This window comes from Jiella avicenniae (assembly GCF_021390325.1).
Classification (GTDB): Bacteria; Pseudomonadota; Alphaproteobacteria; order Rhizobiales; family Rhizobiaceae; genus Jiella; species Jiella avicenniae.
The window spans coordinates 184,896-198,860 of sequence record NZ_JAJUWU010000004.1; the positions used below are offsets into that span (position 1 = coordinate 184,896).

General features: G+C 68.8%; 15 protein-coding genes. 9 read left to right on the forward strand and 6 right to left on the reverse strand.

The features are described 5' to 3' along the window. The first annotated feature begins 1 nt into the window (after position 1). From LZD57_RS05265 to LZD57_RS05280, 4 genes are read left to right on the forward strand one after another with little or no spacing between them, the layout of a single operon-like run. Entirely contained in the window at positions 2–883 is an 882-nt protein-coding gene (locus LZD57_RS05265) for a zinc-dependent alcohol dehydrogenase (protein ID WP_233718228.1), read from the forward strand. A 28-nt stretch (positions 884–911) separates the two neighbouring features. Then, positions 912–1,310 carry a 6-pyruvoyl trahydropterin synthase family protein gene (locus LZD57_RS05270; RefSeq protein WP_233718230.1) on the forward strand — a complete coding sequence of 133 codons (399 nt, stop codon included), beginning with the start codon at positions 912–914 and terminating at the stop codon, positions 1,308–1,310. Continuing rightward, positions 1,307–2,374 (forward strand): glycosyltransferase, encoded by a 1,068-nt coding sequence (locus LZD57_RS05275; RefSeq protein WP_338034680.1) that lies wholly within the window; start codon positions 1,307–1,309, stop codon positions 2,372–2,374. The genes LZD57_RS05270 and LZD57_RS05275 overlap by 4 nt, the downstream gene beginning before the upstream one ends. Beyond that, positions 2,371–3,192: a class I SAM-dependent methyltransferase gene (locus LZD57_RS05280; protein WP_233718232.1), complete on the forward strand. Its 822-nt coding sequence runs from the start codon at positions 2,371–2,373 to the stop codon at positions 3,190–3,192. The genes LZD57_RS05275 and LZD57_RS05280 overlap by 4 nt, the downstream gene beginning before the upstream one ends. A 10-nt stretch (positions 3,193–3,202) precedes the next feature. Here LZD57_RS05280 and LZD57_RS05285 read toward each other — a convergent pair whose 3' ends face one another. The 6 genes from LZD57_RS05285 to LZD57_RS05310 form a co-directional block, all read right to left on the reverse strand. Further along, positions 3,203–3,745, reverse strand: a complete 543-nt coding sequence (locus LZD57_RS05285) for a cytochrome b (protein ID WP_233718233.1) — start codon at positions 3,743–3,745, stop codon at positions 3,203–3,205. A gap of 69 nt (positions 3,746–3,814) precedes the next feature. Further along, positions 3,815–4,948: a molybdenum ABC transporter ATP-binding protein gene (gene modC, locus LZD57_RS05290; protein WP_233718234.1), complete on the reverse strand. Its 1,134-nt coding sequence runs from the start codon at positions 4,946–4,948 to the stop codon at positions 3,815–3,817. After that, positions 4,945–5,616: a molybdate ABC transporter permease subunit gene (gene modB, locus LZD57_RS05295; protein WP_233718240.1), complete on the reverse strand. Its 672-nt coding sequence runs from the start codon at positions 5,614–5,616 to the stop codon at positions 4,945–4,947. The genes modC and modB overlap by 4 nt, the downstream gene beginning before the upstream one ends. Positions 5,617–5,626: 10 nt before the next feature. Continuing rightward, the gene (gene modA, locus LZD57_RS05300; RefSeq protein WP_233718242.1) at positions 5,627–6,382 is read right to left on the reverse strand and encodes a molybdate ABC transporter substrate-binding protein; all 756 of its coding nucleotides are present in this window, start codon (positions 6,380–6,382) and stop codon (positions 5,627–5,629) included. Between the two features lie 63 nt (positions 6,383–6,445). After that, the gene (locus tag LZD57_RS05305) at positions 6,446–6,853 is read right to left on the reverse strand and encodes a winged helix-turn-helix domain-containing protein (RefSeq protein WP_233718244.1); all 408 of its coding nucleotides are present in this window, start codon (positions 6,851–6,853) and stop codon (positions 6,446–6,448) included. After that, complete coding sequence (locus LZD57_RS05310; RefSeq protein WP_233718246.1) at positions 6,850–7,800, reverse strand: ribokinase; 951 nt, start codon at positions 7,798–7,800, stop codon at positions 6,850–6,852. The genes LZD57_RS05305 and LZD57_RS05310 overlap by 4 nt, the downstream gene beginning before the upstream one ends. Positions 7,801–8,408: 608 nt before the next feature. On the opposite strand from LZD57_RS05310, the gene LZD57_RS05315 reads away from it, so the two are divergent. From LZD57_RS05315 to LZD57_RS05335, 5 genes are all read left to right on the forward strand, one after another. Further along, entirely contained in the window at positions 8,409–10,301 is a 1,893-nt protein-coding gene (locus tag LZD57_RS05315) for a methyl-accepting chemotaxis protein (protein ID WP_233718248.1), read from the forward strand. Next, a complete protein-coding gene (locus tag LZD57_RS05320) occupies positions 10,301–10,615 on the forward strand; it encodes an STAS domain-containing protein (protein WP_233718249.1) in 315 nt (104 codons plus the stop codon). The genes LZD57_RS05315 and LZD57_RS05320 overlap by 1 nt, the downstream gene beginning before the upstream one ends. Then, positions 10,612–10,983 (forward strand): response regulator, encoded by a 372-nt coding sequence (locus LZD57_RS05325; RefSeq protein WP_163463994.1) that lies wholly within the window; start codon positions 10,612–10,614, stop codon positions 10,981–10,983. The genes LZD57_RS05320 and LZD57_RS05325 overlap by 4 nt, the downstream gene beginning before the upstream one ends. An 82-nt stretch (positions 10,984–11,065) precedes the next feature. Continuing rightward, a complete protein-coding gene (locus tag LZD57_RS05330) occupies positions 11,066–13,345 on the forward strand; it encodes a chemotaxis protein CheA (protein WP_233718250.1) in 2,280 nt (759 codons plus the stop codon). Positions 13,346–13,350: 5 nt separating this feature from the next. Then, positions 13,351–13,833, forward strand: coding sequence for a chemotaxis protein CheW (locus LZD57_RS05335; RefSeq protein ID WP_233718251.1), 483 nt, complete (start codon positions 13,351–13,353; stop codon positions 13,831–13,833). Positions 13,834–13,965 lie beyond the last annotated feature (132 nt).

The following is a 13,965-nucleotide window of genomic DNA, read 5'->3' on the forward strand; positions in this document are numbered from 1 at the left end:
GGTGGCGGTTGCGTCCGCTTTCGGCGCGATCAGCCGGGGGACGGAGTCGCTCGTCGCCGCCGGCGCCGTGCCGGAGAGCGAATGGGAGCGGATGCGTGCGCCGTTCCAGGAGGGGGCGTTCCCCTTTCCGGTGAAATACGGCTACGCGACGGTGGGGCGGATCGTTGCCGGGGATGCGGCGCGGAACGGCGAGTGGGTGTTCTGCCTGCATCCGCATCAGGACCGGTTCGTCGTTCCGGGGGAGGCGGCGGTGCCGGTGCCCCAGAACGTGCCGGCCAGCCGCGCGGTGCTTGCCGCCAACATGGAAACCGCGCTCAACGTCGTCTGGGATGCCGGGATTATGCCGGGCGACAAGGTCGCGGTGATCGGCGCCGGCGTCGTCGGGCTTCTGGTGGCCTATCTCGCGGGGGCAATCCCCGGGACGCAGACGACGATCGTCGACGTCAATGCCGGGCGGGCGGACGTTGCCGAGCGCCTCGGCATAGGCTTTGCGACGCCCGGCGGCGCGCCGGCGGAATGCGACGTGGTCGTGCACGCCTCGGCGAGCGAGGCGGGGCTTGCCAGCGCCATCGAGGCGGCCGGCTTCGAGGCGCGGATCGTCGAGGCGAGCTGGTATGGCGAGAGCGCGCCGACGGTCCCGCTGGGCGGCGCCTTTCACAGCCGGCGCCTGTCGCTCGTCGCCTCGCAGGTCGGCAGCGTGCCGGCGAGCCGGGCCGGGCGCTGGAGCAACCGGCGGCGGCTCGAAACGGCGCTGCGCCTGCTCGCCGATCCGCGGCTCGACGCGTTGTTCTCGGGCGAGACGGCTTTCGTCGACTTGGCCGCGCGCTATGTCGCCATCCTTCAGGATCCGGCGACCCTCTGCCATCGGGTCCGCTACGACTGACGAAGAGCGACGTGAGAGGAATGCGACGATGTACGCCGTCGAGGTCCGCGACCACATGATGGTCGCCCACAGCCTGCCGCGGCCGGTCTTCGGCCCGGCGCAGAAGATCCACGGCGCGACCTTCGTCGTCGACGCGGCGTTCTTCGCCGAGGAACTCGACGAGGACGGCCTCGCGGTCGACATCGGTCTGGCGAGTTCGGTCCTGAAGGCGGTTCTCGAACCGTTGAACTACCAGAATCTCGACGAGCTCGAGGTGTTTCGCGGCAAGATCACCACGACGGAGTTCCTCGCCCGGTATCTGTTCGACCGGCTGGCCGAGCGCATCGCGGCAGGCGCGCTGGGAAAAGGCGGCGGGCGCATCTGCCGCCTGAAGGTCAGCCTGGAGGAATCCCACGTCGCACGCGGCTGGTACGAGGGCGCATTGTGAGCCTGCGCCGGCTGGTCTTCGCGATCCCCGGCGATCTTTCGACGCCGAGCGGCGGCTACGGCTACGACCGCCGCCTGATCGGCGAATTGCGGCGGCTCGGCTGGGAGGTCGAGCATCTTCGCCTGCCGGACGGGTTTCCCCGACCGAGCCGCGCCGAACGCGCGGACGCTGAGGCGGCGTTCGCCGCGCTGACGGATGGGGACCTCGTCCTCGTCGACGGCCTCGCCTTCGGGGCCATGCCGGACATCGCCGACCGGCACGCATCACGACTCCGGCTCGCCGCGCTCGTCCACCATCCGCTGTTCCTCGAAACCGGCCTCGACCGGTCGACGCGCGAGGCGCTGGATGCGAGCGAGCGACATGCGCTTCTCGCGGCCCGGGCGGTCGTCGTGACGAGCCCGGCGACGGCCGAGACCGTGAGCGCTTCCTTCGCCGTGCCGGCCGAGCGGCTGACGGTCGCCCTGCCGGGCACGGACAAGCCGTCGCCGCCCCTGCCGGCCGGTGGACGCGGCGAGGCGCCGCCGACGATCCTGTCGATCGGCACGCTCATTCCCCGCAAGGACCATGCGACGCTGGTCGCCGCCCTCGCCGGGATCGCCGATCTTGCCTGGCGATGCCGGATCGTCGGCAGCATGAGCGCCGATCCGGACACCGCCGAGGCCTTGCGCCGGCAGATCGAAACCCTCGGCCTTTCGGGTCGGATCGAACTCGTCGGCGCCATGGCCGATGTCGCCGCCGAATATCCGAAGGCCGATCTCTTCGTTCTCGCCAGTCGCTACGAGGGCTACGGCATGGTCTTCGCCGAGGCCCTGGCCCATGGCCTGCCGGTGGTCTTCTGCGCGGCGGGCGCGCCGCAGGACTTCATTCCGGAGGCTGCCGGTCGGCGCTTCGAGCCGGGCGATGCCGAGGGCCTCGCCGCCGCGCTTCGCGCGCTGCTCGTCGACGGGAACGCGCGCGCCGGTGCCGCAGAGGCGGCGTACGCGGCGGGGCGGGCGCTGCCCGGCTGGGACGAGACGGCGCGGATCGTCGCTGCTGCGCTGTCGCGGCTGGACGATCGCCGATGAGCGGCTTCGAGCCGTCCTGGCTCGCCTTGCGGGAGCCGGCCGATCTGCGCGCCCGCGATGCCGGACTGATGCGAAAGGCCGCCGAATGGCTCGCCAGGGCGGACATGGCGCCCGTCGTCGTCGATCTCGGCTGCGGCGCCGGCTCGACGCTCGCGGCGATGCGCCCCGTCCTGCGCGCCACGGGCTGCAACGCCCGCTGGCGCCTGGTCGACGACGATCCGGCGCTTCTCGACCTTGCGGCAAAGCGGGCGGCGGAGTTCGGTGTCGATGCCGAAACCTGCCGCGTCGACCTGTCCGACGTTGCGGCGATCCCGATCGACGACGCCCGGCTGGTCACGGCGTCGGCCCTGTTCGACCTTGCCGCGCCGGACTTCGTCTCGGCGCTTGCGGGCGACGTCGCGAAGGCGCGGGCCGCGCTCTATGCCAGCCTCAGCTATGACGGCTCGACGACGTTCGAGCCGGCTCATCCGCTCGACGGCATCGTCGTTGCCGGGTTCAACCGCCATCAGCTGCGGCCGAAAGGGCTCGGCGATGGCCCCGCGCTCGGCCCGGCCGCCGCGCGGATGCTGGCGAAGGTCATGCGGGCAGAGGGCTACGAGGTGGACCTTGCCGAGAGCCCCTGGCGGCTCGGACCGGAGGACGGGGGCCTCGCGGTTCGGCATGTCGACGGCATGGCCGAGGCGGTCGGCGAACTCGGCGTCCTCGACCCGGCGGAACTCGCCGGCTGGCGGACGTTTCGGCTCGAAAGCGCCGGCGAGACCCGCGCGATGGTCGGCCATCTCGATCTCCTGGCGCTTCCAGGTCCCGTCGACGGCTGACCCGTTCGCCTCAGAGCATGCGGTGCAAGGTGGCGTCGCGGCGGATGACGTGGTGATGCAGGACGCCGGCGAAATGCAGGCAGAAGAGGACGAGGATCGACCAGCCGAGAAAGACGTGGACGCTCATCAGGCTCGGCGCGAGATCGGATTTGCCGATCGGGCTCCAGACTGTGACGAGGCCGAACCAGTCGAGCGGAAAGCCGAAGGCGTTAGTCGAAAGGAAGCCGAAGATCGGCTGCAGGACGAGCGCCGCATAGAGCAGCCAATGGACGAGAACGGCGACGCGTCTCTGCAGGAGCGGCATCTCCACTTCCGGCGGCGGCGGAAAGACCAGCCGCACCGCGAGCCGAGCGAGCATCAGCCACAGGATCAGGAAGCCGAAGGATTCGTGCACGACGTAAAAGCCCGTCTTCGCCTCGTCCTTGACGAAGTGGATGACGAAACCGACCGGCCAGACGACGAGGACGAGGAGCGCGACGAGCCAGTGCAGCACGCGCGCTGCCGGCCGATAGCGGGCGGCGTCGGCGACGTGGCTTGGGGCGAGACTCGACATGGGGATTCCTCCATCCGCGCGTCTCGTCCGGCATAGCGGCAATTGCCGGAACGGCAAAGTCCGTTGACCTCAGCGTGACCGCGGCATCGCGGAGGTGGCGAGCGACACCGACTTGATCTGGGCGTGCAGCCGGTCGCCGGGGGCGAGGGACAGCCGGGCCGCCGACCGGCGGGTGACCTTGGCCATGAAGGTCAGATCCGGCGCCCCGTCGAGGGCGAGAAGGATGGCGAGGTCGGCGCGTCCTCCCGGCTCGATGGCGAGGATCTCGACGCCGAGGATGTTGAGGATGGTCGAACTGGCGAGGGGAGCGCGGGCGAGGCTGACGTCGCTGGCGACGATCCTGAGCCGCCGTTCGAGCCCGATCTCCTCCGGCCCGCTGCCGTCGACGAAGACCCTCTGGCCGCCGAGATCGAGTTCGGCGAGCCCGTCCTCCTGCGAAAAGGCGACGACCCGCGCCGGCAGGACCGCCGCGGCGCGCGGATCGCGCACGAAGCCGAGACCGAGGTCGGTCAGGGCCGCGTTGAGCGGGCCGCTCGCTCGGACCTTGCCGTCCGCGACGACGACGATCCGGTCGGCCAGGCGCTCGATCTCGGCGAGATCGTGGCTGACATAGAGGATCGGCAGGTCGAGGCCGGCTGCCAGCCGCTCGATGAAGGGGAGGATCTCGTCCTTCGCCCGGTGGTCGAGGCCCGACAGCGGCTCGTCCATCAAAAGGAGCCGCGGCCGCGACAGGATCGCGCGGCCGATCGCGACGCGCTGTCGCTCGCCGCCGGACAGATCGGCGACGGCGCGGGACATCAGCCTGTCGAGGGACAGGAGGTCGATCACCTCGCGGCGCATGGCGGCGTCGACGCCGCCGGGGCTGCGCCGCGCGCCGTAGGCGAGATTGCCGTCGACCGACAGATGCGAAAACAGGCTCGCCTCCTGGAAGACGTAGCCGAGGGCGCGGCGGTGGGGCGGCAGGAAGCGCGCGCCCTCCTGCCAGGTCTCGCCGGCGACGCGGACGCGGCCGTCGAGGCGAGTGAGCCCGGCGATCGCCCGGAGGATCGAGGTCTTGCCGGAGCCGGACGGGCCGAACAGCGCGGTGACGCCGCGGGCGGGCGCCGTGAAGGCGGCATCGATGGCGAAGTCGCCGCGCCGGCCGGCGAGCGCGACGTCGAGGCCGCCCGGCGCCGCGCCGCTCGAAACGCTTTCGGCCGTCATGGGCGAACCTCGCCGATCCGGCGGCCGATCCGCGACATCGCCAGGATGACCAGGAAGGAGAAGACCAGCATGCCGCCGGCGACGAGATGGGCGTCGGCGAAGCGAAGCTGTTCGACATAGTCGAAGATCGCGATGGACAGGACCCGGGTCTCGCCGGGGATGTTGCCGCCGATCATCAGGACGACCCCGAATTCGCCGACGGTATGGGCGAAGCCGAGCACGGTGCCGGTGAGAAAGCCGGCGCGGGCGAGCGGAACGGCGACGGTGAAGAAGCGATCGAGCGGCGAGGCCCGCAGCGTCGCCGCGACTTCGAGCGGGCGATCGCCGACCGCCTCGAAGGCGTTGCGGATCGGCTGGACGACGAAGGGAAGGGAATAGACGACGGAGCCGATCACCAGGCCGGGAAAGGAAAAGGCGAGGGACCGCAGCCCGAACAGGCCACCGAGCCCGGAGGGGCCGAGCGCGATCAGCAGGTAGAAGCCGAGCACCGTCGGCGGCATGACCAGCGGCAGGGCGACCAGGGTTCCGACCATGTCGGAGACGAGGGAGCGGGAGCGGGCGAGCCACCAGGCGAGCGGCGTTCCGAGGACGAGCAGCACCAGGGTCGTGACGGTGGCGAGCTCGAGGGTCAGCGTCAGCGCCGAGAAGACGTCGCCCGTGTCGATCATCGGGGCCGCCTCATCCACCGGTCGCGTAGCCGTATTTCTCGATGATCTTCGCCGCCTCCGGGCTCTTGAGGAAGTCGAGAAACGCCTTGGCGGCCGGATTGGATGCGCCGGTGTTCAGAAGGACCGCATCCTGGCGGATCGGCGCGTGGTCCTCGGCCGGCACGACCCAGCGGGAGCCGCCCTTGGTCGTGGCGATCTGCGACAGGGCGACGAAGCCGAGTTCGGCATTGCCCGTCGCGACGAACTGGAAGGTCTGGGCGATGCTGTTGCCCTGGACGATCCTGCTCGCGAGATCGTCGTAGACGCCGAGCTTCCGCATGGTCTCGACCGCCGCCGCCCCGTAGGGCGCCGTCTTCGGATTGGCGATGGCGATCTTGTCGAAGCTGCCGCCCGTCAGCGTCCCGGGGCCGGTGACGAGGTCCGGATCGGCGCTGTAGAGAACCAGCGTTCCGACCGCATAGGTGAAGGCGCTGCCTTCCACCCCGAGACCTTCCGTCACCGCGCGGCGGGGCCGCTCGTCGTCGGCCGCAAGCAGCACTTCGTAGGGCGCGCCCTGGCCGATCTGGGCGTAGAGCGAGCCGGTCGATCCGAAGCTGAGTTCCGCCGTGTCGCCGGTCTTCTCGGCGAAGGCCGCGGCGATTTCCTTGGCGGGCTCGGTGAAGTTGGCGGCGACGGCCACGACCGTCGTTTCGGCGGCGGCGTGGCCGGCGCTCGCTGCAAATGCGAGGGCGAAGGCGAAGGCGAGCAGCGGGAAGGAACGGTTCATGGCAGATCTCCGATATGTTTTGCAGAACATATCGCTTCGGTCCGCCGGTCAAGTGGGGCGCATTCAGTTTTTGCCGTCGTTGCGGGGGAGGGGGAGGTCGGAGCCGGCCTCGATGCCTGCCTCCGGCGCTGCCACGAGGGCCCGCAGCGCCGCGATCTCGCCCGCCACGGCGGCCTCGGCGCGACTCTCCACCCGCCGGTAGCTCGCGAGCACGGTTTCTCCGGCCGGCGTGAGACAGGCGCCGCCGCCGCTGCTGCCGCCCCGGGCGGAGGCGACGAGCGGTTCGCGGAAGCCGCGGTTCATCTCCTCGACCAGGCTCCAGGCCCGCTTGTAGCTCATCTTCAGCCTACGGCCGGCGGCGGCGATCGAGCCCGTCTCGGCGATGGTTTCGAGCAGCCGCGCCTTGCCCGGCCCGATGCTGCAGTCCTGGCTGAGGCGCAGCCGCAGATGGGCGACGGCGGGAAGGCTCATGCGCCCGCCAGCGCCGCATCGATCTCGGCGACGGAGGGCATGGCCGTCTGCGCGCCGACCTTGCGGCAGGCGAGCGACGCGCCGACGGCGGCACGTCGCGCCGCATCGGCGATCGACAGTCCCTCGGCGAGGCCGCTTGCGAAGACGCCGACGAAGGTGTCGCCGGCCCCGGTGGTGTCGACGACGTCGACCGGCAGTGCCGCGACATGCGTCGTCTTGCCGCCGCCGTCGGCGATCAGGACGCCGCCAGCGCCGAGCGTGGCGATGACGGTGATGGCGAAACGCCGCGCCAGTCGATCGGCCATGGCAGCAGAAGCCTCGCCGACGACCTGCGAGATCATTGCCGCCGAAGCAAGTTCGGTTTCGTTGACGACCAGTACGGTGCTCGCGGCAAGAATTTCCGCGAGTTCGTCTTGCCGAAGATTTGTCGGTACCGGTGCGAGATTGACGACGACGCGCCCGCCCGCTGCACGCATCCGCTTTGCCGCCGCCAGATTTTCGCCGCGCGGGATCTCCATTTGCAGGACGAGAACCGCCGCCTCGTGGAACCGCGAGGGATCGATGCCCGAGGCGTCCGCTTCGAGATTGGCGCCGCTCGCGACGGTAATGGCGTTCTCGCCCGCCTCGTCGATGGCGATGAAGGCGCAGCCGGTGCGCTCGCCAGCGGTTGCGAGATCGGCCGTGTCGATGCCCTCCTCGTCGAGGCTCCGGCGTGCGCCGCGCCCCAGGTCGTCGTCTCCGACGGCGCCGGCAAAGGCGACGGGAAGGGCGGAGGAGCGCCGGGCGGCGACCGCCTGGTTCGCCCCCTTGCCGCCATTGAGCTGCTCGTAGCGTGCCGACAGCACTGTCTCGCCCGGCCGGGCGATCGCCGGGACCCGGCAGACGAGATCGACGTTCACCGAGCCGAAAACGATGACGGTCGGTCGCTCGGTTCTCGTGTCGGTCATCGTCTCCGCCGTCCTTCCTCGCGCTGCAGGCAGCGTTTGTCCATCATTCTTCTGCCGGTCACAAGTGGGCGGGCAAGGCTCGCACAGGCCGGACGGCTTTCAGTCGATCGGCGCATTGCGAACGGCCGCCCGGACCGGCTCCGCTCGGACTGCGCGGCGGTGTGGGCCAGGCAGGATAGACTTTCGAGTATTACGTAAGTGATCGTGATGTTCTTGCAGGTTGCCCATGCGAGCCCAATCCATCTTCAGGCATCCGGGGTCGCGATAAAGAATTGATTAGGAGCTTGCCGCTAGTTTGGCGTCGACAGTCACGGGTTCCGAGCGGTCGAAGCACGAGACGGTCGAGGGAAACCGAGGACGAACGATCATCTTCCCGAGCTGACGCAATCGCTCGCAGCGCCGACCCGGATCGCGATGGTCGTCGGCGCTTCGATCCGATGGAGCATCGGCGCGATGGAGTGCGTCGTCCTCGTCAAGGACGCGCGGAGCGCCGTCGGACCGCATGTAGCGGTGGATGAATTTGCCGAGTGAGGCAGCTGTTAGGGCAGAGTTCGATGAATTTCTCGATTACCAGAAAATTGTGGGCGTTGATCGGCGTGGCGGCTCTCGTGAGCGCTCTTGCAATGTCGCTGCAGCTCTACTCGCTGCACCAGACGATATGGAAGGATCGCCAGGCGCTGATCGTCTCCCAGGTCGAGAGCGCGATCTCCATGCTTGCCGGCTTCCAGGCGCGGGTGGAGAAGGGTGAAATTTCCCTGCAGCAGGCCCAGGACAGGGCCCGCGAGGCGGCCCTTCCGATCCGTTTCGGCGAGAACGACTATCTGTTCATGATGGATGGCGACGGCAAGCGCGTCATGCATCCCGACCCGAAGCTGATGGGCACCGACGCCTTTACTGCCAAGGATCCGACGGGGCGTTTCTACAACCGCGAAATGGTCGAGAACGCCCACAAGGGCGGTGGCTTCACGCCGTATTATCGTCCCCGCCTCAAGGGCTCGGACGACCTGGCGCAGAAGCTGTCCTATGCGCAGCTCTTCGCGCCCTGGGACTGGACCGTCGCGGCGGGGCTGTATGTCGACGATCTCCAGACGCAGTTCATGAACGAGGTCTACAAGACCCTGCTCTGGTCGGGCGTCCTCTTCGTCGTCCTGATCGCCTGTGCCGTTCCGCTCGCCCGTTCGATCTCTCATCCGATCAATGCCATGACGGCGGCCATGCGCCGGCTCGCCTCGGGCGACAAGTCGGTCGAGGTTCCTGCCACCGGCCGCGGCGACGAGATCGGCCAGATGGCCGGTGCCGTTCAGGTCTTCAAGGAACAGGCGCTCGCCCGCGACCGGCTGGAGAAGGAAGCCGAGGCGGCCCGTGTCTCGGAAGCCGATGCCAAGCAGCGTCAGGCCGATCTGGAACACGCCAAGGCGGAGGATCTCAGGGCCTTCATGGGCGTCGTCGACGCCGGCTTCGACCGGTTGTCCTCGGGTGACCTGACGGTTCGGATGACCGGTCATGTCGCGCCGGAATTCGAGCCCATCCGGGCGAAGTTCAACGCCTCGGTCGAGGAACTCGAAGCCGCGATCGGCCGGGTGATCGGCACCGTCGGGACGATCCGCACCGGCCTGTCGGAGATCACCGTCGCGTCCAACGATCTCGCCCAGCGCACCGAGCAGCAGGCGGCGAATCTCGAAGAGACTGTCGCGGCGCTGAGCCAGGTGTCGAGCGCGGTCAACCAGACCGCCGACGGAGCCAGCGAAGCGCGCAAGAGCGCCGAGTCCGCCCGCCAGAAGGCGATGCGCGGCGGCGAGATCGTCGCCGAGGCGGTCTCGGCGATGAACGGCATCGAGTCCTCGTCGCAGCAGATCTCGCAGATCATCGGCGTGATCGACGAGATCGCCTTCCAGACCAACCTTCTCGCCCTGAATGCCGGCGTCGAGGCGGCGCGGGCAGGCGAGGCCGGCAAGGGCTTTGCCGTCGTCGCCCAGGAGGTGCGGGCGCTGGCCCAGCGCTCGGCGGAAGCCGCCAAGGAGATCAAGGGACTGATCAACGCCTCGTCCGAGCAGGTGGAAAAGGGCGTCGACCTCGTCTCGGCGTCGGGCAAGTCGCTCGACGAGATCGTCGCCGAGGTCGCCGGCATGGCGGAAGTCGTCGCCAAAATCGCCGAATCGGCCCGCGAACAGGCGACCAGCCTGCGCGAAGTGTCGGGTGCGGCCGACCAGATGGACAAGGTGACGCAGCAGAACGCCGCGATGGTCGAACAGTCGACGGCGGCCGCCCAGACCCTGTCCACCGAGACCGACGGTCTCGCCCAGGCGGTGGCGCGCTTCAAGACGGCCGGCGGCAAGAGCGCCGGCGCAGCCCCCGCGAGGGCGCAGGCCGCCGCAAAAGCGCACAAGCCGGCCGCCAAGGCCGCGCCGCGCGCCGTGCCGCAGATGCGGTCGACGGGAACCGGCGGTGCCGCCCGGGCTCATGACACCGACGCATCGGCTCAAAGCTGGGAGGAATTCTGATGGCCCGTAAGTCGACCAAGACGAGCAATGCCGAAGGCGCGGTCTACGCCCTGCCGGAGGTGCTCGACCTCAAGGCGGCGACCCCGCTCGCCGAGAAGCTGATGTCGCTGCGCGGGCAGAACATCGTCCTCGACGCATCCAAGGTGGAGCGCCTCGGCACGCAGTGCGTGCAGATCCTCATCGCGGCCGCTGCCACCTGGAAAGACGAGATGGCGGCCTTCAGCATCGCCGAACCATCCGATTCGTTCACCTCCGGCCTGCAGGTCCTCGGCCTCACGCCCCAGGCCATTCTCGAGAAGGAAGTAGCCCAATGAAACGCACCATTCTCACCATCGACGACTCGCGCACCATGCGCGAGATGTTGAAGGTCACGCTGGCGTCGTCCGGTTTCACGGTCGTCCAGGCCGAGGATGGCCAGCACGGCATCGAAGTGCTCGAAGGCATGGAGATCGAGCCGGACGTCATCATCACCGACATCAACATGCCCCGCAAGGACGGCTTCCAGTTCATCGAGGAAGTGCGCGCCGACGCCAGCCGCCGCGCCATTCCGATCCTCGTCCTGACGACGGAGAGCGACGCGGAGAAGAAGCAGCGCGCCCGGCTCGCCGGGGCGACCGGCTGGATCGTCAAGCCGTTCGACCCGACCAAGCTGGTGGATGCGATCAACCGCGTCGCCGCCTGACGACGATCGGTCGGACGGCGCAGGGCTCGAGGAAAACATGCCGGCTTCGACGCGCCGGATCGAGGGTGGAAAGAGATAGACCATGGACGCAATGGCCGAAATCCGGCAAACCTTCTTCGAGGAATGCGCCGAGCAGTTGGCGGAACTCGAAGCGGGGCTTCTGGCGATCGAAAACGGCGAGGCGGATTCCGATACCGTCAATGCCGTCTTTCGCGCCGTTCACTCGATCAAGGGCGGGGCCGGTGCGTTCTGCCTCGACGATCTGGTCCATTTCGCCCACGTCTTCGAGACGACCCTCGACGAGATGCGTTCCGGCCGTCTCGATTCCTCCGAGAAGGTCGTCAAGATCATGCTCCGCTCGGCCGACGCCCTGGCCGATCTCGTCACCGTGGCACGCGACGGCGGCACGGCCGACGCCGAACGCAATGCGGGGCTGATCGACGAGCTGAAGGGGCTGGTCGCCCTCGCCAAGGGCGAAGAGCCGCCGGCACCGACGGCCGCCGCCGGTGGTGGCGCGAGCGACGGTCCTGTCTATGACGACGGCATGGGCGACATCGACTTCACGCCCGTGGCGGTCGACCTCAGCGACCTGATGGGCATCGGTGGCGACAACAAGTTCCGCATCGTCTTCAAACCGTCGCCGCGCATGTACGCCAAGGCGAACGAAGCCAACCGGGTGCTGCGCGACGTCTATGCCCTCGGCGAGGCGAAGGTCTCCTGCAACACCTCCGAAGTGCCGCACCTGACGGCGATCGACCCGGAAGGGGCCTACCTCACCTTCACGATCGAGCTGTCGACCGCCGAGCCGGAGGAGAAGGTCCGCGAGGTCTTCGAATTCGTCGAATTCGACTGCGATCTCTCGATCGAGGCCATCCACGATGCGCCGGACGGCGACATCGAAGCCGACGATCCGGACATCGCGGAAATTCTCGCCCGCATCCGGGCGACGCCGGACGACGAGCCGACGCCCGCAAAGACCGACGAGGCCGAAGAAGAGGCGCCGGTCGCGGCCAAGGCAAACCAGCCGGAACCCGAGCCCGAACAGGCGAAGGCCGCGCCCCAGCCGGCCAAGCCGGCCGCCCCGAGCGCGCCCGCCGCGGCCAAGGCCGACGCTGCCGGTGACGGCAAGGGCGGTGCCGGCGTCGGCGGCGCCGCGCAGACCATCCGCGTCGACCTCGAGCGCGTCGATCGCCTCATCGATCTCGTCGGCGAGCTGGTGATCCACCAGGTCATGCTGTCCCAGCGGGCCTACCAGGCCGGCCTCGCCAGGGCTTCCGACGTCGCCGTCGGTTTCGACGAACTGGAGCAGCTCACCCGCGAGATCCAGGACTCGGTCATGGCGATCCGCGCGCAGCCGGTGAAATCGGTGTTCCAGCGCCTGCCGCGTCTCGTCCGCGAGGTCGCCGACATCTCCGGCAAGCAGGTGCGTCTCGTCACCGAGGGCGAATGGACCGAGGTGGACAAGACCGTCATCGAACGGCTCGCCGATCCGCTCACCCACATGATCCGCAACGCCATCGACCACGGCCTCGAAAAGCCCGAGGACCGGCTGGCGGCGGGCAAGGCCGAGGAAGGCGTCGTCCGCGTCGCGGCGATGCACCGCTCGGGCCGCATCGTGATCGAGATCTCCGACGACGGCGCGGGCATCAACCGCAAGCGCGTCAAGGAGATCGCCATCAAGAAGGGGCTCGTCCCGGCCGAGGCGAACCTCTCCGACGAGGAGACCGACAACCTGATCTTCCTGCCGGGCTTCTCGACGGCGGACAAGATCTCCTCGCTCTCCGGCCGCGGCGTCGGCATGGACGTCGTTAAGCGCTCGATCCAGGCGCTCGGCGGCCGCGTTTCGATCGCTTCGCGGCCCGGCAAGGGCTCGACCTTCACCATGAGCCTGCCGCTTACCCTGGCGGTTCTCGACGGCATGATCGTCTCGGTCGGCGACCAGACCGTGGTGGTGCCGCTGACGGCGATCATCGAGACGCTGCAGCCGAAGGCGAGCGAGGTGAAGAGCTTCGGCGGCGACGCCAGGCTGGTGCAGGTCCGCGACACCTTCATGCCGCTCGTCGACGTCGCGAGAGAGCTCGGCTACTCGCACGAACTGGCGAGCGCCACGGGCGGCGTCGCCATTCTCGTCGAGGCCGAGAACGGTGCGCGTTCGGCGCTCCTCGTCGACGGCATCCAGGGCCAGCGCCAGGTGGTGATCAAGAGCCTCGAAGCCAATTACGGCCGCGTCCCGGGCATTGCCGCGGCGACGATCCTCGGCGACGGACGCGTGGCTCTCATCCTCGACGTCGACGCCGTGGTGGCGACGTCGCGCGTCGAGGGCAATTTCTTCAACAGTGGCATGAAGCACGCAGCGGAGTAAGAAGGATGACGACCGTTTCGCCACCTCTCAACGACAACCGGAGCGACCCGCGGTCGGCGCGCGAGCTCATCGCCTTCTGCATCGGCGAGCAGGAATTCTGCGTCGACATCATGTCGGTCCGCGAAATCCGCGGATGGACGCAGGCAACGCCCCTGCCGCACGCCCCGTCCTACGTCAACGGGGTGATCAACCTGCGTGGCGCGGTGCTGCCGATCGTCGATCTGGCGGCGCGGCTGGGATTTCCGCGCACCGTGCCGACGGCGCGCAGCGTCATCATCGTCGTCAGGGTCGAGCAGCAGCTTTTCGGCCTCCTGGTCGACGCGGTGTCGGATATACTGACCATCACGGACGAGCTGCTGCAGCCGACGCCGGATCTCGCTTCCGATCTCGCCAAGACCTTCGTCAGGGGCGTCATGGCGATCGAAGGCCGGATGATTTCGCTGATCGCGACGGACAACGTTCTGCCGCAGTTCCAGTCGGCGGCCTGAGACGATGCGAGTGCGGCGTCCCGGGCGGGGCGTCCGCGAACGAACACGGGCAGCGACACGGCTGCGCCCACCCAGGAGTACAGGTCGGTGACGGCAACGCGTGAGTCCATAACGCACGTTTCGAAGCGAGCG

Excerpts from the sequence above, each read along its gene's own strand:
- LZD57_RS05270 (WP_233718230.1), top strand. The coding sequence starts at position 912 with ATGTACGCCGTCGAGGTCCGCGACCACATGATGGTCGCCCACAGCCTG.
- LZD57_RS05280 (WP_233718232.1), top strand. The coding sequence starts at position 2,371 with ATGAGCGGCTTCGAGCCGTCCTGGCTCGCCTTGCGGGAGCCGGCCGAT.
- LZD57_RS05285 (WP_233718233.1), bottom strand. The coding sequence starts at position 3,745 with ATGTCGAGTCTCGCCCCAAGCCACGTCGCCGACGCCGCCCGCTATCGG.
- modC (WP_233718234.1), bottom strand. The coding sequence starts at position 4,948 with ATGACGGCCGAAAGCGTTTCGAGCGGCGCGGCGCCGGGCGGCCTCGAC.
- modB (WP_233718240.1), bottom strand. The coding sequence starts at position 5,616 with ATGATCGACACGGGCGACGTCTTCTCGGCGCTGACGCTGACCCTCGAG.
- modA (WP_233718242.1), bottom strand. The coding sequence starts at position 6,382 with ATGAACCGTTCCTTCCCGCTGCTCGCCTTCGCCTTCGCCCTCGCATTT.
- LZD57_RS05305 (WP_233718244.1), bottom strand. The coding sequence starts at position 6,853 with ATGAGCCTTCCCGCCGTCGCCCATCTGCGGCTGCGCCTCAGCCAGGAC.
- LZD57_RS05310 (WP_233718246.1), bottom strand. The coding sequence starts at position 7,800 with ATGACCGACACGAGAACCGAGCGACCGACCGTCATCGTTTTCGGCTCG.
- LZD57_RS05320 (WP_233718249.1), top strand. The coding sequence starts at position 10,301 with ATGGCCCGTAAGTCGACCAAGACGAGCAATGCCGAAGGCGCGGTCTAC.
- LZD57_RS05325 (WP_163463994.1), top strand. The coding sequence starts at position 10,612 with ATGAAACGCACCATTCTCACCATCGACGACTCGCGCACCATGCGCGAG.
- LZD57_RS05330 (WP_233718250.1), top strand. The coding sequence starts at position 11,066 with ATGGACGCAATGGCCGAAATCCGGCAAACCTTCTTCGAGGAATGCGCC.
- LZD57_RS05335 (WP_233718251.1), top strand. The coding sequence starts at position 13,351 with ATGACGACCGTTTCGCCACCTCTCAACGACAACCGGAGCGACCCGCGG.